This window comes from Streptomyces sp. CA-142005, assembly GCF_050942335.1.
Lineage (GTDB): Bacteria > Actinomycetota > Actinomycetes > Streptomycetales > Streptomycetaceae > Streptomyces.
This window is the reverse complement of sequence record NZ_CP192078.1, coordinates 4040128-4060609: the sequence shown is the minus strand read 5'-3', so window position 1 is coordinate 4060609 and position 20482 is coordinate 4040128. Positions and strand designations below refer to the sequence as shown.

General features: G+C 71.4%; 15 protein-coding genes and 1 pseudogene. 11 read left to right on the top strand and 5 right to left on the bottom strand.

Annotated elements, in window-relative coordinates:
* Window positions 1-8: 8 nt before the first annotated feature.
* On the bottom strand, window positions 9-1625 hold the full coding sequence (locus tag ACQPXS_RS19075) for a carboxyl transferase domain-containing protein (protein WP_433450562.1): 1617 nt from the start codon (window positions 1623-1625) through the stop codon (window positions 9-11).
* Between the two features lie 107 nt (window positions 1626-1732).
* On the opposite strand from ACQPXS_RS19075, the gene ACQPXS_RS19070 reads away from it, so the two are divergent.
* The 4 genes from ACQPXS_RS19070 to ACQPXS_RS19055 all read left to right on the top strand — a co-directional run bounded on the left by ACQPXS_RS19070 (window position 1733) and on the right by ACQPXS_RS19055 (window position 5361).
* Window positions 1733-2332: an SACE_7040 family transcriptional regulator gene (locus ACQPXS_RS19070; RefSeq protein ID WP_351808586.1), complete on the top strand. Its 600-nt coding sequence runs from the start codon at window positions 1733-1735 to the stop codon at window positions 2330-2332.
* Window positions 2333-2705: 373 nt separating this feature from the next.
* Window positions 2706-3863 carry an acyl-CoA dehydrogenase family protein gene (locus tag ACQPXS_RS19065; RefSeq protein ID WP_433450561.1) on the top strand — a complete coding sequence of 386 codons (1158 nt, stop codon included), beginning with the start codon at window positions 2706-2708 and terminating at the stop codon, window positions 3861-3863.
* A 47-nt stretch (window positions 3864-3910) separates the two neighbouring features.
* Window positions 3911-4780, top strand: a complete 870-nt coding sequence (gene tesB / locus ACQPXS_RS19060) for an acyl-CoA thioesterase II (protein ID WP_351808580.1) — start codon at window positions 3911-3913, stop codon at window positions 4778-4780.
* Between the two features lie 287 nt (window positions 4781-5067).
* Complete coding sequence (locus ACQPXS_RS19055; RefSeq protein ID WP_433450560.1) at window positions 5068-5361, top strand: hypothetical protein; 294 nt, start codon at window positions 5068-5070, stop codon at window positions 5359-5361.
* 90 nt (window positions 5362-5451) lie between these two features.
* On the opposite strand, the gene ACQPXS_RS19050 is transcribed toward ACQPXS_RS19055, so the two are convergent.
* On the bottom strand, window positions 5452-6240 hold the full coding sequence (locus ACQPXS_RS19050) for a phosphatase (protein ID WP_433450558.1): 789 nt from the start codon (window positions 6238-6240) through the stop codon (window positions 5452-5454).
* 75 nt (window positions 6241-6315) lie between these two features.
* Window positions 6316-7821 carry a PucR family transcriptional regulator ligand-binding domain-containing protein gene (locus tag ACQPXS_RS19045; RefSeq protein ID WP_433450556.1) on the bottom strand — a complete coding sequence of 502 codons (1506 nt, stop codon included), beginning with the start codon at window positions 7819-7821 and terminating at the stop codon, window positions 6316-6318.
* Between the two features lie 172 nt (window positions 7822-7993).
* On the opposite strand from ACQPXS_RS19045, the gene ACQPXS_RS19040 reads away from it, so the two are divergent.
* Genes ACQPXS_RS19040 through ACQPXS_RS19030 form a run of 3 tightly spaced genes read left to right on the top strand, consistent with a single transcriptional unit; the run spans window position 7994 to window position 12173 of the window.
* Window positions 7994-9454 carry a sodium:solute symporter gene (locus tag ACQPXS_RS19040; protein ID WP_433450555.1) on the top strand — a complete coding sequence of 487 codons (1461 nt, stop codon included), beginning with the start codon at window positions 7994-7996 and terminating at the stop codon, window positions 9452-9454.
* A 56-nt stretch (window positions 9455-9510) separates the two neighbouring features.
* Window positions 9511-10491 carry an agmatinase gene (gene speB, locus ACQPXS_RS19035; RefSeq protein WP_351808565.1) on the top strand — a complete coding sequence of 327 codons (981 nt, stop codon included), beginning with the start codon at window positions 9511-9513 and terminating at the stop codon, window positions 10489-10491.
* Window positions 10488-12173, top strand: a complete 1686-nt coding sequence (locus ACQPXS_RS19030; protein WP_433450553.1) for a thiamine pyrophosphate-binding protein — start codon at window positions 10488-10490, stop codon at window positions 12171-12173. Before speB ends, ACQPXS_RS19030 begins: the two co-directional genes overlap by 4 nt.
* Window positions 12174-12616: 443 nt before the next feature.
* On the opposite strand, the pseudogene ACQPXS_RS19025 reads toward ACQPXS_RS19030, so the two are convergent.
* Both ACQPXS_RS19025 and ACQPXS_RS19020 read right to left on the bottom strand, forming a co-directional pair.
* A pseudogene (locus ACQPXS_RS19025) lies at window positions 12617-13489 on the bottom strand (glycosyltransferase family 39 protein); the annotation flags it as partial.
* 97 nt (window positions 13490-13586) lie between these two features.
* Complete coding sequence (locus tag ACQPXS_RS19020) at window positions 13587-13958, bottom strand: hypothetical protein (RefSeq protein ID WP_433450551.1); 372 nt, start codon at window positions 13956-13958, stop codon at window positions 13587-13589.
* Window positions 13959-14092: 134 nt separating this feature from the next.
* On the opposite strand from ACQPXS_RS19020, the gene ACQPXS_RS19015 reads away from it, so the two are divergent.
* The 4 genes from ACQPXS_RS19015 (at window position 14093) to ACQPXS_RS19000 (ending at window position 20473) form a co-directional block, all read left to right on the top strand.
* On the top strand, window positions 14093-15016 hold the full coding sequence (locus ACQPXS_RS19015) for a serine hydrolase (RefSeq protein WP_433450550.1): 924 nt from the start codon (window positions 14093-14095) through the stop codon (window positions 15014-15016).
* Window positions 15017-15105: 89 nt separating this feature from the next.
* Window positions 15106-16134, top strand: coding sequence for an esterase-like activity of phytase family protein (locus ACQPXS_RS19010; RefSeq protein ID WP_433450549.1), 1029 nt, complete (start codon window positions 15106-15108; stop codon window positions 16132-16134).
* 90 nt (window positions 16135-16224) lie between these two features.
* A complete protein-coding gene (locus ACQPXS_RS19005) occupies window positions 16225-19944 on the top strand; it encodes an ABC transporter ATP-binding protein (protein ID WP_433450547.1) in 3720 nt (1239 codons plus the stop codon).
* Window positions 19945-20077: 133 nt separating this feature from the next.
* Complete coding sequence (locus ACQPXS_RS19000; protein ID WP_351808544.1) at window positions 20078-20473, top strand: hypothetical protein; 396 nt, start codon at window positions 20078-20080, stop codon at window positions 20471-20473.
* Window positions 20474-20482 lie beyond the last annotated feature (9 nt).

Genomic DNA, 20482 nt, shown 5'->3' with positions numbered 1-20482 from the left:
TCCCCTCCTCACATCCGGAAGACGCCGAACTGGGGGTCTCCCAGAGGCGCGTGGGCGCAGGCCGTCAGGGCGAGTCCGAGCACCTGGCGGGTCTGAAGCGGGTCGATCACGCCGTCGTCCCAGAGGCGGGCGGTGGCGTAGTAGGCGTTGCCCTGGCGCTCGTACTGCGCGCGGATCGGCGCCTTGAAGGCGTCCTCGTCCTCGGCGGGCCAGGCCTCTCCCCGGGCCTCCAGCTGGTCGCGCTTGACGGTGGCGAGGACGCTGGCGGCCTGCTCGCCGCCCATGACGGAGATCTTGGCGTTGGGCCACATCCACAAAAAGCGCGGGGAGTAGGCCCGGCCGCACATCGAGTAGTTGCCCGCGCCGTACGACCCGCCGACGACGACGGTCAGCTTGGGCACGCGCGTGCAGGCGACGGCCGTCACCATCTTGGCGCCGTGCTTGGCGATACCGCCCGCCTCGTAGTCCTTGCCGACCATGAACCCGGAGATGTTCTGCAGGAACACCAGCGGGATCCCGCGCTGGTCGCACAGCTCGATGAAGTGGGCGCCCTTCTGGGCGGACTCCGAGAAGAGGATGCCGTTGTTGGCGACGATCCCGACCGGGTGGCCGTGGATCCGGGCGAAGCCGGTGACCAGGGTCTGCCCGAACTCGCTCTTGAACTCGGCGAAACGCGAGCCGTCGGTGATGCGGGCGATGATCTCGCGTACGTCGTAGGGGGTACGGGAGTCGACCGGGACGGCGCCGTACAGTCCGTACGGGTCGACCTTCGGCTCCACGGCCGGCTGGACCTCCCAGGGCAGGGACTGCCGGGCCGGGAGGGTGGCGACGATGTTCCGCACGATCCTGAGGGCGTGCGCGTCGTCCTCGGCGAGGTGGTCGGTGACGCCGGAGATCCGGGAGTGGACCTCGCCGCCGCCCAGCTCCTCCGCCGTGACGACCTCGCCGGTGGCGGCCTTCACCAGGGGCGGCCCGCCGAGGAAGATCGTCCCCTGGTTGCGGACGATCACCGCCTCGTCGCTCATGGCCGGGACGTACGCGCCGCCGGCCGTGCAGGAGCCGAGCACGGCGGCGATCTGCGGGATCCCCGCGCCGGACATCCGGGCCTGGTTGTAGAAGATCCGCCCGAAGTGGTCCCGGTCGGGGAAGACCTCGTCCTGCATGGGCAGGAAGGCGCCGCCGGAGTCCACGAGATAGACGCACGGGAGGCGGTTGTCGAGGGCGATCTCCTGGGCGCGCAGGTGCTTCTTCACGGTCATCGGGTAGTACGTCCCACCCTTCACCGTGGCGTCGTTGGCGACGATCACGCACTCGCGCCCGCTGACCCGCCCGATCCCGGCGATCACCCCGGCGGCCGGGGCCTGCCCGTCGTACATCCCGTCGGCCGCGAGCGGTGCCAGTTCCAGGAACGGCGACCCCGGGTCGAGCAGCGTGTCCACCCGGTCCCTGGGCAGCAGCTTGCCCCGCGCGGTGTGCCGGGCCCGTGCCTTCTCGCCGCCGCCCAGGGCCGCGGCGGCCAGCTTGCCGCGCAGCTCCTCCACGAGCGCGAGATGAGCCTGTTCATTGGCCCGCCAGGCCTCCGACGCGGGATCTGCCGCGCTCGTCAGCTCCGGTGCCTCCTGCATCCTGCGGTCCCCTCACCCGGTGATCGAACCTGTGATCCGCTGTTAATGAGCGTTAACCATTTCCTTCAGGTTAACGACCGCTAACCTCCCTGTCTAGAATTGCCTGCATGGTCACCAGAACCGACGCCCCGACCCGCCGCGAGCAGATCCTCAAGGAGGCCGCCCGGCTCTTCGCCGAGCGCGGCTTCCACGGCGTCGGCGTCGACGAGATAGGCGCCGCCGTGGGTATCAGCGGCCCCGGCCTCTACCGGCACTTCCCGGGCAAGGACGCGATGCTCGCCGAGCTGCTGGTCGGCATCAGCGGCCAGCTGCTGACGGGCGCGAAGCGCCGCCTGGCGGAGACCGACGGGGACACCCGGCCCGCCGCCGTCCTGGACTCCCTGATCGAGGGCCACATCGACTTCGCGCTGGACGACCGTCCCCTCATCACCCTGCACGACCGCGAGCTGGACCGCCTCCGCGACAGCGACCGCAAGCTGGTGCGCCAGCTCCAGCGGCAGTACGTCGAGCTGTGGGTGGAGGTCGTACGGGAGGTGTACCCGGCGCTGTCCGAGCCGTCGGCCCGCTCGGCCGTCCACTCGGTCTTCGGCCTGCTGAACTCCACCCCCCACCTGGGGCGCGCGGGCACCTTGCCGGGCCGGGGGGCCACCGCGGCACTGCTGCACCGGATGGCGCGGGGGGCGTTCGAGGCGGCGGGGGAGGGGTGACGCGGTAGCCTGCGGCTGCTCACTGCCCTCCGGGTGTGGAGTACGCGAAGACCGGCAGGCCCGCGCCACTCATCCGGGCTGCGTCCGCGTGAACGGCCCTGAGATCGAGTATCCGGCGATGGGCCGTATGCGTCGGCCGGACGCCGTCGTGATCCCCGAGGTCCTCCTCGGCGAGCAGGGGTTCGCCGTCGACGCGGCGCACCGTCGAGGTCCACTCCGACCCGGTCAAGGGCCGCTACGCCCACACGGGAGCCGTACATCTTCGGGGACTCGGGCCCGGGTCGTGGTCAAGCTCACCCTGGACGCGTCGCCGTACTCGCCGGTATCTTCGAGTCTGAGCAAGCGCTTAGACAGGTACCTGGAGGTGGGCGGCGTGCGCCGTACGGTGTTCAACGAGGATCACGAGGCGTTCCGGGAGACCCTGCGCGCCTTCATCGAGGCCGAGGTCGTCCCGGTCTACGACGAGTGGTTCGCCGCCGGCCAGGCGCCGCGCGACTTCTACTACAAGCTCGGTGAGCTGGGCATCTTCGGCATCAACGTGCCCGAGGAGTTCGGTGGCGCGGGCATGGACAGCCACAAGTTCGAGGCCGTCCTCTACGAGGAGACCGCCCGCGCGGGTGTCCAGTTCGGTGGCTCCGGCGTGCACGTGCTGCTCGCCCTGCCGTACATCAAGATGCTCGCCACCGACGAGCAGAAGAAGCGCTACCTGCCGAAGTTCGTCACCGGCGAGGAGATGTGGGCCATCGCGATGACGGAGCCGGGCACCGGTTCCGACCTCGCGGGCATGAAGTCCACCGCCAAGCTGAGCGAGGACGGCACGCACTACGTCCTCAACGGCGCCAAGACCTTCATCACCGGTGGCGTCCACGCCGACCGCGTCATCGTCTGCGCCCGCACCTCCGCGCCGACCGCCGAGGACCGCCGCCACGGCATCTCCCTGTTCGCCGTGGACACCAAGTCCGAGGGTTACTCCGTCGGCCGCAAGCTGGACAAGCTGGGCCTGAAGACCTCCGACACCGCCGAGCTCGCCTTCGTCGACGTCAAGGTGCCGGTCGAGGACCTGCTCGGCGAGGAGAACAAGGGCTTCTACTACCTCGGCCACAACCTGGCCTCCGAGCGCTGGGGCATCGCCTTCGGCGCCTACGCGCAGGCCAAGGCCGCCGTCCGGTTCGCCAAGCAGTACGTGCAGGAGCGCACCGTCTTCGGCAAGCCGGTCGCCCACTTCCAGAACACCAAGTTCGAACTGGCCGCCTGCCAGGCCGAGGTGGACGCCGCCGAGGCCGTCGCCGACCGCGCCACCGAGGCCCTGGACGCCGGCGAGCTGACCCCCGCCGAGGCCGCCTCCGCCAAGCTGTTCTGCACCGAGGTCGCCCACCGCGTCATCGACCGCTGCCTCCAACTGCACGGCGGCTACGGCTACATGAACGAGTACCCGATCGCCCGCCTGTACGCGGACAACCGCGTCAACCGCATCTACGGCGGCACCAGCGAGATCATGAAGACGATCATCGCGAAGGACATGGGCCTGTAAGACGGACCTGTCACCACCGCAATCACTGGCCTGTACAACTAGATGCCATGAGCCAGGCACTTCAGGATCTCCTCGATCTGCTCGACCTGGAGCAGATCGAGGAGAACATCTTCCGCGGCCAGTCCCGCTCCGCCGTCGTACCCCGCGTCTTCGGCGGGCAGGTCGCGGCGCAGGCGCTGGTCGCCGCGGGGCGCACGGTCCCCGCGGACCGGACCGCCCATTCGCTGCACGCGTACTTCCTGCGCCCCGGCGACCCCGGCGCGCCGATCGTCTACACCGTCGACCGCATCCGCGACGGCCGGTCCTTCACCACCCGCCGCGTGGTCGCCGTCCAGCACGGCAAGCCGATCTTCCATCTCTCGGCGTCCTTCCAGACGTACGAGGAGGGCCTGGAGCACCAGGCGCCCATGCCCGCCTCGGCCGACCCGGCGACGCTGCCCACCTCGCAGGAACGGCTGCGCGGCTACGACCACCTCGCCCCCGAGGTCGTCGAGAGGTTCCTCGAGGCCCGCGAGGCGATCGACCTCAGGTACGTGGACGAGCCGCCGTACGGGCAGTTCGGCACGCCGCGCGAGCCGCACTCGCAGGTGTGGTTCCGCACCAACGGCAAGCTGGACGACGACCCGTTGCTGCACGTCGTCCTCGCCACCTACGTCTCCGACATGACCCTCCTCGACTCCGTGCTGCTCGCGCACGGCCGCGGGGGCTGGGCGGTCGGTGACGTCGTGGGCGCCTCCCTGGACCACGCGATGTGGTTCCACCGTCCCTTCCGCGCCGACGAATGGCTGCTGTACGACCAGGAGTCGCCGTCCGCGCACGGCGGCCGGGGCCTCGGCCAGGCCCGTATCTACACGCAGGACGGACGACTCGCGATCACCGTCATCCAGGAGGGCGTGGTCCGCGTTCCGCGTGGCTGACGGTGCTCGAAGTGCCGAGTGACCGGTGGGGCATTAATCTCGATGAGTGAGAGCCGCAGTACACGGCGTAACCGGCCGGCGGTTTCCGGATCACCCGGAACGGCAGATGTCGGCAGTGACGTACGTGTGTCCAGTCTCCTGCGGTGACACCTGAAGAGCGCGCCGTGCCTTCCCCTCAGTGAACACGGCGCCGCCCATCCACCCCGTCTCCCCACGGAGTTGCGGGAGACGATGGCAACAGAAGGGCAATTCCCATGCGAGTTCAGCGCATTAGGCGTTACGTCGCGATGTCCGCAACAGGCCTGCTGATGGCCGGCGGAGCCGCGATCGGCACGGCGGGCACCGCCTCGGCGGCCCCCGCACACCAGACCTCCGTCACCCACGTGCAGACCTCCATCGCTCAGGGCCGAGGCGGCTGGGGCGGCTGGGGCGGCTGGGGCGGCTGGGGCGGCCGCGGCCACCACTGCCGGGGCGGCTGGGGCGGCTGGGGCGGCTGGGGCTGGGGCGGCCGCGGCTGGGGCTGGGGCTGGGGCGGCTGGGGCGGAGGCTGGGGCGGCGGCTGGGGCGGCTGGGGCTGGTAGTCATCCGGCGCCCCTCTCGCTCACACTGTGCGGCTCCGTTCGCGGGGCCGCACAGTGCCGTTCCGGGGCCGGCGTCAGTGGGCCGTGGGGTCAGGAAAGTCCCGCCTCCGCAAGGAGATACGCCGTCATCGGGTCGTAGTGACGCGGGCTCACCACATGGTCGTCGAGCGGTACGGCGACCTGGAGGGTGCCCTCGGACTCGGCGAGGAACAGCGCCGGGTCGTTGCAGTCGGCGTAACCGACGGAGTCGATACCGTGCTGACCCGCGTATCCGGCCCACCCGTGGTCGGCGACGACGAGGTCCGGCAGCCGGCGCCCCTCGCGCTCAAGTCCCGTCAGAACGGCCCGCATCGGCTCCCCGGAGTGGGTGTGCCACAGCGTCGCCCCGTGCTCCAGCACCGCGACGTCCGCGAACTGCATCACGTACCCCTCGTCCGTCTGCAGCCCGTCCGGGATGACCACGATCTCGCAGCCGGCGGTCCGCAGCGCGGCGGCCGTGGCCCGGTGCACGTCCAGCAGGCCGCCCGGGTGGCCCGTCGCGAACAGCACCCGCTGCCGGTCCTCCGCCGCCTTGCGCAGCCGCGCCGCCATCCGCTCCAGCGCGTCCACGGTCAGCTCGGGGTCGATCGTGTCCTGCCCGTACCGGTACTCGGGGTCGTCGTTGACGCCGACTCTCTCGGCCATCACGGCGAGCACGTCCTGCTCGTCCGTCCAGCGGTCGCCCAGTTCCAGTCCGAGCCAGAAGTTGCGGACACCGTTGGCGAGCTGACGGTAGTGGGAGAGGTTGTTCTCGCGGGGCGTGGCGACGTCCCCCGCGATACGGGTCCTCACCAGGTGGTCGACGAGCTGGGCGCGGCTGGGTGTCCCGGGTATCGGCATGCCTCCATTGTGAGGCAGCGCGCCACGGCCGTCCTCGGCATACCGCCCGCTGGGACGTGACTCACGCACGCCCGGTCAGCTCTGCCGCAGCGCGAACCACAGCTCCATGCGCACGTCCGGATCGTCCAGGTCGGTGTCCAACAGCGCGGCGCAGCGGCCGATGCGCTGCCGCACGGTGTTGCGGTGCACGTCCAACGCCACCGCCGTACGGTCCCAACTCCCGTGCAGCGCCAGCCAGTTGCGCAGGGTCTCGGCGAGTTCGGGCCGGCCGGCGAGGGGTGCGAGGAGCGCGCGGGCGTGTGCCTCGGCGTCCGCGCGCGGCACCAGATCGCCCAGGCCCGGCCGGGCGCCGTGCCGGACCAGCGGGGTGCGGGTGGCGCGGGCCCGGGCCAGGGCGCGGGCCGCCTGCGCGTCGGCGGCCGCCCACTCCCGCGGCTCCACGGCGGCGCTCACCCCGAGCGTCCACCCCGCCTGCGGCTCCGGCGCCCGCCCGCCCGGCACCAGCACCCGTACGACGTCGTGCCCGAGGTCGACCAGCGGCGAGCCCAGCGCGGCACCGAGCGCGGAGGCCGCGACGGCGTCGGGCAGCTGGGCCTCCGGCCGCGCGTGCACGACCAGCCACTCTCCGGTGCCGAGCAGCGGGGCGACCTCCTCGGGCGGGGAGCCCAGCAGCAGCCGTACGAGCGCGGAGGAACGGGCGGCGCCGGTGCCGCTGTGGTGCTCACCGGTCAGCAGGGACAGCAGTACCGCGGCGACGGAGGCGATGGTGTGGTCGCCGGGGTCGCGCCGGGGGGTGGCCACACCGAGCACGAACCCTTCGCCGGCGCCGAGGGCGTAGACGGCCAGGTGGGTCTCACCGACGGTGTCGGTGGCGGAGGTGGCCCTGGGTGCCGTACGCCCCCTCGGCCGCACCACGCCCGAGAGCTCCGCGAGCGCCCCCCTCACCCCCTGCACCGGCTCCCGGCCCGCCGCCGCGATCGCGGTGCCGTCGGGGCCGTGCAGGACCGCGTGCCCGGCCAGGCGCTGGGCCAGCTGGCGCAGCACCGAACGCACCGGATCCGGGCGGGAGGCCGCCGCGGCCAGGCTCTGCTGGGCCTCCGTGACCCGGCGGAGTTCGGCCAGGCGGGCCTGGGCCATCAGCTGCCACACCGCGCGGGCCACCCCGGAGAAGGTCGTCTGCGGCGGGACCTCCAGAAGAGGGAGGCCGTAGTGGTCGCAGGCCGCCACCAGGGCGCGCGGGACCGTGTCGTGCACCGGGGCCAGGCCGAAGCCGAGGGCCGCGCCGCCCGCCTCGACGATTCGGGACACATAGGCGTCAAAGTAGGTGCCTGAACCCGCCGCCTCCGGGATGTGCACCCCGGCCGTGAGCAGCAGCTCGCCGCCCAGCAGATACGGGTACGGGTCGGCCATCTCCGAGGTGTGCGCCCAGTGGATCACGACCGGCGGATCGGACGGGCCCGCGATCTGGCGCAGGGCCAGGTCCTCCCGGGCCAGCAGGGCCGAGAGCGGCACCGGTGGGGTCGGTGGGACCGCTGGGGCCACCGGGGCAGTCGTCTCCGCCATGGTGTGCGTTACCTCCATCCCGCCCCGTCCATATGGATGAAACGTACACTTCGCAGTCGCTTTCCGGCCACCTAGTGTCAAGTCAGACCGGCGGCCGCGGGTACGGGCGGATGTCCCCGCGATCTGTTGCCGGCTCGTCCCCACTGCACCTGCACGACACGCCACCGGAATGTGCGCGAAGGAGGGCCCCATGGCCGTCGACTACACAGTGATCGTCGTCTATCTAGCCGGCATGCTGGCGATGGGCTGGTGGGGCATGCGCCGCGCCAAGTCCAAGAGCGAGTTCCTGGTGGCGGGCCGCCGCCTGGGCCCGGCCATGTACTCCGGCACCATGGCGGCGATCGTCCTCGGCGGCGCCTCCACCATCGGCGGCGTGGGACTGGGATACCAGTACGGACTGTCGGGCGCGTGGATGGTGTTCACCATCGGCCTCGGCCTGCTCGCCCTGTCCGTGTTCTTCTCCGCCCGCATCGCCCGCCTGAAGGTCTACACCGTCTCCGAGATGCTGGACCTGCGCTACGGCGGCCGGGCGGGGGTCATCTCCGGCGTGGTCATGTGGGCGTACACCCTCATGCTGGCCGTCACCTCGACCATCGCCTACGCCACGATCTTCGATGTCCTGTTCGACATGAACCGGACCGTCGCGATCATCCTCGGCGGCTCGATCGTCGTCGCCTACTCCACCCTCGGCGGCATGTGGTCCATCACGCTGACCGACATGGTCCAGTTCGTGGTGAAGACCATCGGCGTGCTGCTCCTGCTCCTGCCCATCGCCGTGGTCAAGGCGGGCGGCTTCAGCGAGATGAAGGCCAAGCTGCCGACCTCGTACTTCGACCCGCTGGGCATCGGCGGCGAGACGATCTTCACCTATGTCCTGATCTACACGTTCGGCATGCTGATCGGCCAGGACATCTGGCAGCGCGTGTTCACCGCCCGCAGCGACAAGACCGCCAAGTGGGGCGGCACGGTGGCCGGAACCTACTGTCTGGCCTACGCCCTGGCCGGCGCGGTGATCGGCACGGCCGCCAAGGTGCTCTACCCCAAGCTCGGCAGCCCCGACGACGCCTTCGCCACCATCGTCAAGGACGAACTCCCCGTCGGCGTGCGCGGCCTGGTCCTCGCCGCCGCCCTCGCCGCCGTCATGTCCACCTCCTCCGGCGCGCTGATCGCCTGCGCCACCGTCGCCAACAACGACATCTGGTCGCGGTTGCGCGGTATGGCCAAGCGGCCGTCCGAGGACCACGACGAGGTCGGCGGCAACCGCCTGTTCATCCTGATCATGGGTGTGGCGGTGATCGGCACCGCGATCGCCCTGAACAACGTGGTCGAGGCGCTCACGGTCGCCTACAACCTCCTCGTCGGCGGACTGCTCGTGCCGATCCTCGGCGGCCTGCTGTGGAAGCGCGGCACGGTGCAGGGCGCGCTGGCCTCGGTCGTCGTCGGCGGCCTGGCGGTGATCGGCCTGATGGCGGGCTACGGCATCCTCGCCAACGAGCCCGTCTACTACGGCCTGCTCGCCTCGCTCGCCGCCTACGTCGTCGTCTCCCTGGCGACCAGGCCCACCGACGAGACCGTCCTCGCCACCTGGCGCGAACGCCTCGCCGGCCGAGGCTCCGAACTCGCGTCCGAACCGGTCCCGGCTCACCAGTAGAGTCGTAGGGAAAGCAGTACATGCGCGACGAAGCGCAAGAAAGAAGGCATTTGACCATGAGCAGCAACGAGACGCCCCGCGGCCCCGTCGACTCCTCCCGCATCCCGCGGTACGCCGGCCCCGCGACCTTCGCCCGGCTGCCCCGCCTGGACGAGGTCGGCACCGCCGACGTCGCCGTGGTGGGCGTGCCGTTCGACTCCGGCGTCTCGTACCGGCCGGGCGCCCGCTTCGGCGGCAACGCCATCCGCGAGGCGTCCCGGCTGCTGCGCCCGTACAACCCCGCGCAGGACGCCTCCCCCTTCGCCCTGGCGCAGGTGGCGGACGGCGGCGACATCGCCGTGAACCCGTTCAACATCAACGAGGCCGTCGAGACCGTCGAGGCCGCGGCGGACGAACTGCTCGGCACCGGCGCCCGCCTGATGACCCTGGGCGGCGACCACACCATCGCCCTGCCGCTCCTGCGCTCGGTGGCGAAGAAGCACGGCCCGGTCGCCCTGCTGCACTTCGACGCCCACCTGGATACCTGGGACACCTACTTCGGAGCCGAGTACACGCACGGAACTCCCTTCCGGCGCGCGGTGGAGGAGGGCATCCTCGACACCTCGGCGCTGTCGCACGTGGGCACCCGCGGGCCGCTGTACGGCAAGCAGGACCTCACCGACGACGAGAAGATGGGCTTCGGCATCGTCACGTCGGCCGACATCTACCGCCGGGGCGCCGACGAGGTGGCCGACCAGCTGCGCCAGCGCATCGGCGACCGCCCGCTGTACATCTCCATCGACATCGACTGCCTGGACCCGGCCCACGCGCCCGGCACGGGCACGCCGGAGGCGGGCGGCATGACCTCCCGCGAGCTGCTGGAGATCCTGCGCGGCCTGGCGTCCTGCAACCTGGTCTCGGCGGACGTGGTGGAGGTCGCGCCGGCCTACGACCACGCCGAGATCACCTCGGTCGCGGCCTCGCACACGGCCTACGAACTGACCACCATCATGAGCCGCCAGATCGCGGCGGCCCGGAAGGACTCGGAAGCGAAGTGACTCACGACCACGACCTGGTACTCCGCCCGACCGCTCAGCAGACGGCGGCCGCGCTGAATCCCCCTCCCGGCCGCAACGGCGGAGACCTGGTCGTGGAAACGCTGGCCGGGCTCGGCGCGACGACGGTCTTCGGCCTGCCCGGCCAGCACGCCCTCGGCATGTTCGACGCCCTGCGCAGGTCCGCCCTTCGCTATGTGGGCCTGCGGGTGGAGAACAACGCGGGCTTCGCGGCGGACGCGTACGGCCGGATCACCGGCGAGGCGGCGCCCCTGCTGCTCTCGACGGGCCCGGGCGCGCTGACGTCGCTGGCCGCGCTGCAGGAGGCGGCCGCGGCCTCGGCTCCCGTGCTGGCGATCAGCAGCCAGATCCCGACGGCGGGCCTGGGCGGCGGCCGCCACGGCTATCTGCACGAACTCCCCGACCAGGCGGCCTCCTTCCGGGGCGTGGTCAAGTCCGTCCACACGGTCCGCACCCAGTCCCAGATCCCGTCCGCGATCGCGGCGGCCTGGAAGTCGGCGCTCACGGCACCGCACGGCCCGGTGTGGGTGGAGATCCCCCAGGACGTCCTGCTCGCTCCGACCACGCTGCCGGTGGTGACGGCACCGGACGCGACCCCCGAGGCCCTGGCCCCGCGCCCCGAACTCACGGCGGTGGCCGCCGACTTGCTGTCCCATGCGTCCCGCCCGGCGATCATCGCGGGCGGCGGGGTCGTACGGTCGGACGCGTCGGGAAAGCTGAGGGCGCTGGCCGAGAGGCTTCAGGCGCCCGTGGTGACGACCTTCGGCGGCAAGGGCGCGTTCCCGTGGGAGCATCCGCTGTCGATGCAGTCCTGGCTGGAGGACCGGTACACGACGGACTTCCTGGAGGACGCGGACGTCCTGCTGGTGGTCGGCTCCGGCCTGGGTGAACTCTCCTCCAACTACCACACGTTCAAGCCCCGCGGCCGAGTCGTCCAGATCGAGGCCGACCTCGGCAAGCTGGAGTCCAACCACCCGGCGCTGGGCATCCACGCCGACGCCCGCCTGGCCCTGCAGGCGCTGCTGGAGACGGTGGAGGAGCGCACCGACGAGTCGGCTCCGGAGCGGGTACGGCAACTGCTGGAGAAGGTGGCGTCCCGTATCGCGGGCCAGGAACTCGCCCTGGAGCAGGAGGCGCTGGGGTCCGTCCGGCGCGCCCTCCCCGCCGGTTCCCCGTCCTTCTGGGACATGACGATCCTGGCGTACTGGGCGTGGTCGGCCTTCGACCCCCGGGGCACGAACCTCATGCACTCCGCACAGGGCGCCGGCGGCCTCGGCTACGGCTTCCCGGCGGCGCTGGGCGCGGCGGCGGCGGATCCCTCGCGCCCGGTCCTGGCGGTGTCGGGCGACGGCGGCGCGCTCTACTCGATCGCGGAACTCGCCACGGCGAGGCAGTACGACCTGGCGGTCACCTGGCTGATCGTCGACGACGGCGGCTACGGCATCCTCCGCGAGTACATGACGGACGCCTTCGGCCAGGCGACGGCGACGGAGCTGACGCGCCCGGACTACGTGGCCCTGGCCGAGTCCTTCGGCGTGCCCGGCGTCCGTACGACCCCGGAGACCCTGGAGGAGGACCTCGCGAAGGCCCTGGCGGCACCGGGACCGTCGGTCGTCGTCCTCCCGGCGGTGCTGCGGATGTTCGCGCCGACGCACCTGGGTTAGTCAGGGCAGGCACTCGGCGTCCGCCTTGCCGAGGCGGGGGGAGGGGAGGGGAGGGGAGGGGGGAGTTGTTCGTCGCGGGGTGAGGAGCGGCTGTTGGGCCGCTCGCTTCTCGGGCCAGTGTCGTGCTTCCGCGAGGTGCGTCAAGGGCGCTGCGCGCCGGCTTCGCCGATGGCCCTCCGGGCCACCCTTGACCCACCTCGCTCCAGCACGGGGGAGAAGCGAGCGAGCGGCCCGGAGGGCAGTGGGCCCGGGCGGTGCCGGGCCCTGGGGCGGATGCGTGCGTCCCGTCGGTGAGGGGGAAGGGGAGGGTGTGGTGCGGGGATTGGCAGGTTTGTTCCGGCGGTGTCGGGTGAATGGGCAGGTGGGGGGTTTGGGAGGGGGAGCCGGGGTGGAATGGATCTGCCAATCCGCGCCGTGGCGTCGATAGGGCAGTGCGCCAAAGGGTCGCCGCCGAAGATCCGGCCGAGGCCGTTGTAGCCCGTGATCAGGTTCCAGGCCGTGCCGTCCGTCGAACCGCCGATGTACGGCCGTTCGGAGGCGGGGACGAGGGACACGGCGACCGCCCACCAGAAGCTGGAGAGCGCCAGGACCACGCCGGCGAGCAGCAGGTTCACGATCCGCCGTACGAGCTTCGGGCGCGCCGCGAGCAGGTAGACCGCGAAGACGGCGGGGAGTGCGATGTAGCCCGCCAGCATTTTGGTGTTGAAGGCCAGGCCGAAGCACACCGCCGAGCCGAGCAGGGGCAGCAGGCGGCCGTTCGTCACCGCGCGCAGGGCCGGCGCCGCCCCTGCGACCATCAGCAGGACGAGGATCGTGTCGGGGTTGTTGTCCCGGTTGATGGCGACCGTGATCGGGGTCAGTGCGAGGACCAGTGCGGCCACCGCAGCCGCCGGGTGCCCGAACGTCCGCTTCACGCAGGAGTGCAGGATCCAGATCGTGGCGAGCCCGGCCACGACCTCCGGCAGCATCATCTGCCAGGTGCCGAAGCCGAAGATCCGGCACGACAGGCTCATGACCATGTCGGCGAACGGCGGTTTGTCGACGGTGAGGAAGTTCCCGGCGTCGAGCGAGCCGAAGAACCACGCCTTCCAGTTCTGTGTGCCGCTGTAGACGGCCGCGCTGTAGAAGCTGTTGAGGCCGGCGCCCGAGAGGTTCCAGGTGTAGAGCACGGCCGCCAGCAGCTCGATCGCGAGCAGCGCGGGCAGCGACCAGCGGGGGGCGCGGTCCGGCGGTACGGCGTCCGGGGCCGGCGGACCGGGGGGCGCGGCCGTGGTCGCGGTCGGCGGGTGGGGAAGGGGATCGGTGGCAGATGTCACCAGTGCACCATGCAGACCGGCGATGGGCGCGGGCTGTGGTGCACCTGGGGGGAAGCTGTGGGTCGGTGAGAGCCGGGTATGGGCAGCCCGGCACGGCTCACGACAGCAGCTGGGAGAACTTGTCCCGGAATGCGCCGATCTGAGCGTCGTAGCCGGCCTTGAACTCGGCGAACGCCGCGGGGCTCAATCCGCCGTGTGGCACGTTTCCCTTCTCCAGGAAGTCCGGTATCGACCGGAATGCCGCGGCTGCCGCCTCCCAGTTCTTGCCGCCGTTGTTGACGCGAGCCTTCACGAGGAGGGCGTACAAGTCCCCTTTCGCCTCGCCTATACGGCCCCGCGGGTGGGTCTTCGTGTCCGGACCGTCCAGTGTGCGCAGTTTGTCGTCCGCCCCCGCGGCGAGGCGAAGCACGGCCAGCGCCGCGAACAGCCGCCCCGACTGCCTGAGTTGACTTTCCCTCTGTCCCGGCATGGATAAATCATTGCCCTCCGGGGAGCTGTCGGAACGCGCCGCCTGGGAACATGCGTACAACTTCCGGCCGCTTCGGCGAGTCAACCCAACAGGCGCAGGCGTGCGCCACTCCACGTTCCCAGGGGGACCTTCCCATGACCCACCGCATGACCCGACGCGCCAGAGTGCTGACGGCAGCGCTCGGCGCCGGCGTGCTGATACCCACCGTGGTTGCCGCCACCCCGGCCGCCGCGGCCACGCCCACCGTCAGCTGCACGTCCGCCAAGGCGGGCCTCGCCGCCAAACTGCAGAAGGACATCACGGCCGCCCTGGCCACTCGCAAGGGCACGGTCGCGATCGGCCTGTACGACCGCAGCACCAGCACCACCTGCACCCTGCGCGCCACCAGCTCCTACGACTCGGCCAGCACCGTCAAGGTCACCGTGCTCGCCACGCTGCTGTGGGACGCCAAGAAGCACAACCGCTATCTGACCGACCGTGAGGTCACGCTCACCAAGGCCATGATCACCAAGTCGGACAACGACGCCACGACCGCCCTGTGGAAGCAGCTCGGTCTCACCAAGATCAAGGGCTTCCTCGCCGCCGCCGGGATGACGAGGACCGTGCCGGGTGCGAACGGCTACTGGGGTCTGACCCAGGAGAACGTCACCGACGAGCAGAAGCTGCTCAAGCTCATCACGGCCAAGAACAGCGTGCTGAGCGACAACTCCCGCGCGTACATCCTGAAGCTGATGGGCCAGGTCATCTCCTCGCAGCGCTGGGGCACCCCGGCCGGTGCGCCGTCCACGGTCTCCGTGCACGTCAAGAACGGCTGGCTGCAGCGCGCGACGCACGGCTGGCGGGTGCACAGCCTCGGCACCTTCAACGGCGCCGGCCACGACTACATGATCTCGGTGCTGACGCAGGACAACAGCACCATGGACTACGGCGTCACCACCATCCAGAACGTCGCCAAGGTCATCCACAGGGACATCGTGCCGACCACGTCGACCACCCAGGTCTACACGCCGACCAGCCGGCCCACCGAGGCGTTCGTCGCGGTGCCGCCGCAGGGCTGACGCCGCACAAGGCGGTTCACCAGGCGATTCCCAAGGTGGTTCACGAGGCGGTCTCCCGCGGGACACCCGCCCACCCTACGGTGACGGGCATGCGCCTGAGAACCGTACTCGCCACCCTGACCGCCGGCCTGGCGGCGGCCACCTCCCTGGCCGCCGCCGGGCCCGCCAGTGCCGACTTTGCGAGCCGCGACGCCTGTTCGCCGTCGGTGTCCATCGACCGCTTCTCCGACGCGCTCGACAAGACGACGTACCACGGCACCTTCGTCGGCAACTTCTCCGCCCTCGCGGTGGACCGGGACGGCTCGCCGGTCACGCTGGAGGACCGTTCCTCCCTGTTCACCCTGGACCCGCAGACCCTCCAGCCGAGGTCCGCCGTCCACCTCGCCGACGAGCAGGGCGCCGACCTCGATTCCGAGGGCCTGGTCGTAGACCGGGACGGAACCCGGCTGATCAGCTCCGAGAGCGAGCCGTCCGTCCGCCGCTACTCGGCCGACGGCGAGATCCTCGACCGGCTCCCGGTCCCCTCCTCCCTGCTGGTCTCCCCGGCCGGCCGCGCCACCGCCAACCAGACCTTCGAGGGACTGACCCTGCTGCCCGGCGGCCACACGCTGCTGGCCTCCATGGAGGGCGCGATCTCGGGCGACTCGACGGGGACCATCCGCTTCCAGACCTGGCAGCGCACGAAGGGCGGCCACTTCCGTCTCTCGGCCCAGTACGCCTACCGCACCGACGCCGGCCTCGGCGTCCCCGAGGTCCGGGCCACGCCCGACGGCCGCCTCCTCGTCCTGGAACGCGGCTTCACCTCCGGCGTCGGCAACACCGTCCGCCTCTACCTGGCCGACCTTCGCCACGCGACCGACACCCGCGGTGTCGAGAACCTGACGGGACAGCCTTCCGTCCACCTGATCAAGAAGACGCTGCTGGCGGACATCGCCGCCTGTCCGTCCCTGGGCGCCACGGCCAAGCAGCCCCAGCCGAATCCCCTGCTGGACAACATCGAGGGCATGACGATCACCGGCCGTGACCACGAGGGCCGCCTGAAGGTCCTCCTGGTCAGCGACGACAACCAGAACCCGGCCCAGACGACCAGGTTCTATTACCTGCGGGTACGCGTCTGATCCCGCCCTCGCTCTGTTGCAGCGGGATGAAATCCGCCCCCGTGCGCGTTGGTGCCTTCCGGTAGAGCAGGTCGACAGGAAGGCACCGGCGTGGCAGCGCAGCGGGGATGGGCACGACGCCTGGCGGCGTACGCCTGGCGGTATCCGAAGGACGTCGTCCTCGCCCTCGGCTCCTCCCTGGCCGGCATGGCCGTCATGGCCGTCGTCCCGCTGATCACCAAGGTGATCATCGACGACGTGATCGGGAACCACACCCGGTCCATGGCCCCCTGGGCCGGCGCCCTGATCGGCGCGGCCCTGCTCGTCTACGCCTCGACCTACATCCGCCGCTACTACGGCGGCCGTCTCGCCCTCGACGTCCAGCACGACCTGCGGACCGGGATGTACGGCACGATCACCCGCCTCGACGGCCGCCGCCAGGACGAGCTGTCCACGGGACAGGTCGTCGGCCGCGCCACCAGCGACCTGCAGCTGATCCAGGGCCTGCTCTTCATGCTCCCGATGACCATCGGGAACGTCCTGCTCTTCGTGATCTCCCTGGTGATCATGGCGTGGCTGTCGCTGCCGCTGACCCTGGTCGCCCTCGCCGTGGCGCCCGCGCTGGGCTGGATCGCCAAGCGCAGCCGCAGCAAGCTCCACCCCGCCACCTGGTACGCCCAGGCGCAGGCCGCCGCTGTTGCGGGCGTGGTCGACGGCGCCGTCAGCGGCGTACGCGTGGTGAAGGGCTTCGGGCAGGAGGAGCAGGAGACCGGCAAGCTCAGGGAGGTCGGGCGCAGGCTCTTCGCCGGGCGGCTGCGCACGATCCGGCTGAACAGCAGGTTCACGCCCGCCCTCCAGGCCGTACCCGCCCTCGGACAGGTCGCCATGCTGGCCCTCGGCGGCTGGCTGGCCGTCCGCGGGCACATCACGCTCGGCACCTTCGTCGCCTTCTCCAGCTACCTCGCCCAGCTGGTCGGCCCCGTCCGCATGCTCGCGGTGGTCCTCACCGTCGGCCAGCAGGCCCGCGCCGGCACCGAGCGCGTCCTGGAGCTGATCGACACCGAGCCGACCATGCGGGACGGCGGCAAGGAGCTGCCCGCCGATGCGCCCGCGACCGTCGAGTTCGACGACGTCTCCTTCGGGTACGACAGCGGATCCCAGGTGCTGGACGGGCTGAGCTTCGAGATCCGGCCCGGTGAGACCCTCGCCGTCGTCGGCTCCTCCGGCTCCGGCAAGTCCACCCTCTCCCTGCTGCTGCCGCGTTTCTACGACGTCACCCACGGCGCGGTCCTGATCGGCGGCCACGACGTCCGCGAGCTCACCCTGGACAGCCTGCGCGCCGCGATCGGGCTCGTCCCCGAGGACTCCTTCCTCTTCTCCGACACCGTGCGCAACAACATCGCCTACGGCCGGCCGGACGCCACCCAGGAGGAGATCGAGGCCGCCGCCCGCGCCGCCCAGGCGGACCGTTTCATCACCGCGCTGCCCGCGGGCTACGACACCAAGGTCGGCGAGCAGGGCCTGACCCTCTCCGGCGGCCAGCGCCAGCGCGTCGCGCTCGCCCGCGCCCTGCTGACCGACCCGCGGCTGCTCGTCCTCGACGACGCCACCTCCGCCGTCGACGCCCGCGTGGAACACGAGATCCACGAGGCCCTCAAGCACGTGATGGAGGGCCGTACCACCCTGCTCATCGCGCACCGCCGCTCCACCCTCAACCTCGCCGACCGCATCGCCGTCCTGGACGGCGGCCGGCTCGCCGACGTCGGCACCCACGAGGAACTCCAGGAGCGGTCCGCCCTCTACCGCCGGCTGCTCACCGACCCGGACGAGCTGGGCGGAGTCTCCCCGGGCCACGCCGAGCCCGCCCTGCCCCAGGAGGACACCTCCGTCCGCGAGGAGCTGGACGCCGAGTTCGACGCCGAGCGGGGCGTGACCCCCAGGCTGTGGACGGGCGACCGGGAACCGAAGGACCAGGCACTCTCCGGCACCCCGGCCACCCCGGAACTCCTCGCCCAGGTGGAGGCGCTGCCCCCGGCCACCGACACCCCCGGCATCGACGAGGCCCGGGCGGTCCTGCCGGAGGACTCCTACGGCCTGCGCCGCCTGCTGCGCGGCTTCGGCCCGCCGCTGCTGCTCAGCCTGCTGCTGGTCGCCGTGGACGCGGGCGCGGGTCTGCTGCTGCCGGTGCTGATCCGGCACGGCATCGACTCGGGCGTGACGAAGATGGCCATCGGAGCCATCTGGTCCGCGTCCCTGCTGGCCCTGCTCACCGTCCTCGTCCAGTGGGCCGCGCAGATCGGCGAGACCCGGATGACGGGCCGTACCGGCGAGCGGGTGCTGTACGCGCTGCGGCTGAAGATCTTCGCCCAGCTCCAGCGGCTCGGGCTCGACTACTACGAGCGCGAGCTGACCGGCCGGATCATGACCCGGATGACGACCGACGTCGATGCCCTGTCGACGTTCCTGCAGACGGGTCTCGTCACGGCGTTCGTCTCGGTCGTCACCTTCTTCGGCATCATGGTCGCCCTGCTGGTGATCGACCTCCAGCTCGCCCTGGTGGTCTTCGCGACGCTGCCCCCGCTGATCGTCGCGACCTTCTTCTTCCGCCGGGCGAGCGTGAAGGCGTACGAACTCGCCCGCGAGCGCGTCTCGGTGGTCAACGCCGATCTGCAGGAGTCGGTCGCCGGGCTGCGGATCGTGCAGGCCTTCCGGCGCGAGCGGGACGGCGGGCGGCGGTTCGCCGAGCGCAGCGACAGCTACCGGCGCGCCCGCATCCGCGGCCAGTGGCTGATCTCCGTGTACTTCCCGTTCGTGCAGCTCCTGTCGGCGGTCGCGGCGGCCTCGGTGCTGATCGCGGGCGCGGGCCGGGTTCAGGCGGCCACCCTGACGACCGGCGCCCTGGTCGCCTACCTCCTCTACATCGACCTGTTCTTCGCGCCGGTCCAGCAGCTGTCCCAGGTCTTCGACGGCTACCAACAGGCCACCGTCTCCCTGGGCCGCATCCAGGAGCTGCTGCGCGAGCCGACGTCCACGAAGTCGGCGGACGAGCCGCGGGAGGTGCTGTCCCTGCGCGGGGACATCGCCTTCGAGGGCGTGCACTTCGCCTACGGCGACGACGAGGAGGCGCTCGCCGGCATCGAGTTGACGATCCCGGCCGGGCAGACGGTGGCCTTCGTCGGCGAGACGGGCGCCGGCAAGTCGACCCTGGTCAAGCTGGTCGCGCGGTTCTACGACCCCACCGCGGGGCGGGTCACGGTCGACGGCACGGATCTGCGCGCCCTTGACCTGACCTCGTACCGGCACCGGCTGGGAGTCGTCCCGCAGGAGGCGTACCTGTTCCCCGGCACGGTCCGGGACGCCATCGCCTACGGCCGCCCGGACGCCACCGACGCCGAGGTGGAGGCGGCGGCGCGGGCGGTCGGCGCGCACGAGATGATCGCCACGCTGGAGGGCGGCTATCTGCACGAGGTCGCCGAACGCGGCCGCAACCTGTCGGCCGGCCAGCGCCAGCTGATCGCGCTCGCCCGCGCCGAACTGGTCGACCCGGACATCCTGCTCCTCGACGAGGCCACGGCCGCGCTGGACCTGGCCACGGAAGCCCAGGTCAACCAGGCCACCGACCGTCTGGCGGGGCGGCGTACGACGCTGGTGGTCGCCCACCGGCTGACCACGGCCGCCCGCGCGGACCGGGTGGTGGTGATGGACCACGGCCGGGTCGCGGAGGACGGCACCCACGACGAACTCCTCGCCCGCGACGGCCGGTACGCCGAACTGTGGCGCACCTTCGTCGGCCGCCCGGAGCCGGAGGAGCCGGTCACCGCGTCCCGCTGACGGCCCGTCGGCCTCTTGCGGCGCCCCCTCGACGTGCGTCGCTGACGGCCGTGCAACCATCCGGCATACGCCGTGCGTCCGTACATCAGTACGGAAGCCGGGGGAGCGCGACCGTGGTACGGGGAGGATCGAAGTGGACAGTGGTGGGATACGCCGGCGCCTGGCGCTCGGTGCGGCCGTGTTGGCGGCGAGCGGGGCGCTCGCCCTGGTGACGTCCGGCACCGCCCAGGCGGGCACGGTCGGCGGCTGTGCCGGGCACGAGGTGCGGACCCTGCCGTTCAGCAGCGGGGTCACCCACGTCTACAAGCACGACGGGTACGTGTGCGCCATCACCGTCGCGCGGCACCCCGGATCCGCCCGGACGATGTCCGTCAGCGTCCAGGCCCGCGGCAACCGCCCGGTCGTCGACAAGGGCGTCTACCGGCACCACGCGGGGCCGGTGACGGTCCACGCCGGCCACCGCTGCGTGTGGATCAAGGGCGCGGTGGGGCCCCGGGGGTCGGTCAGCTCGGGGTGGATCCTGTGCTGACGGCCCGCG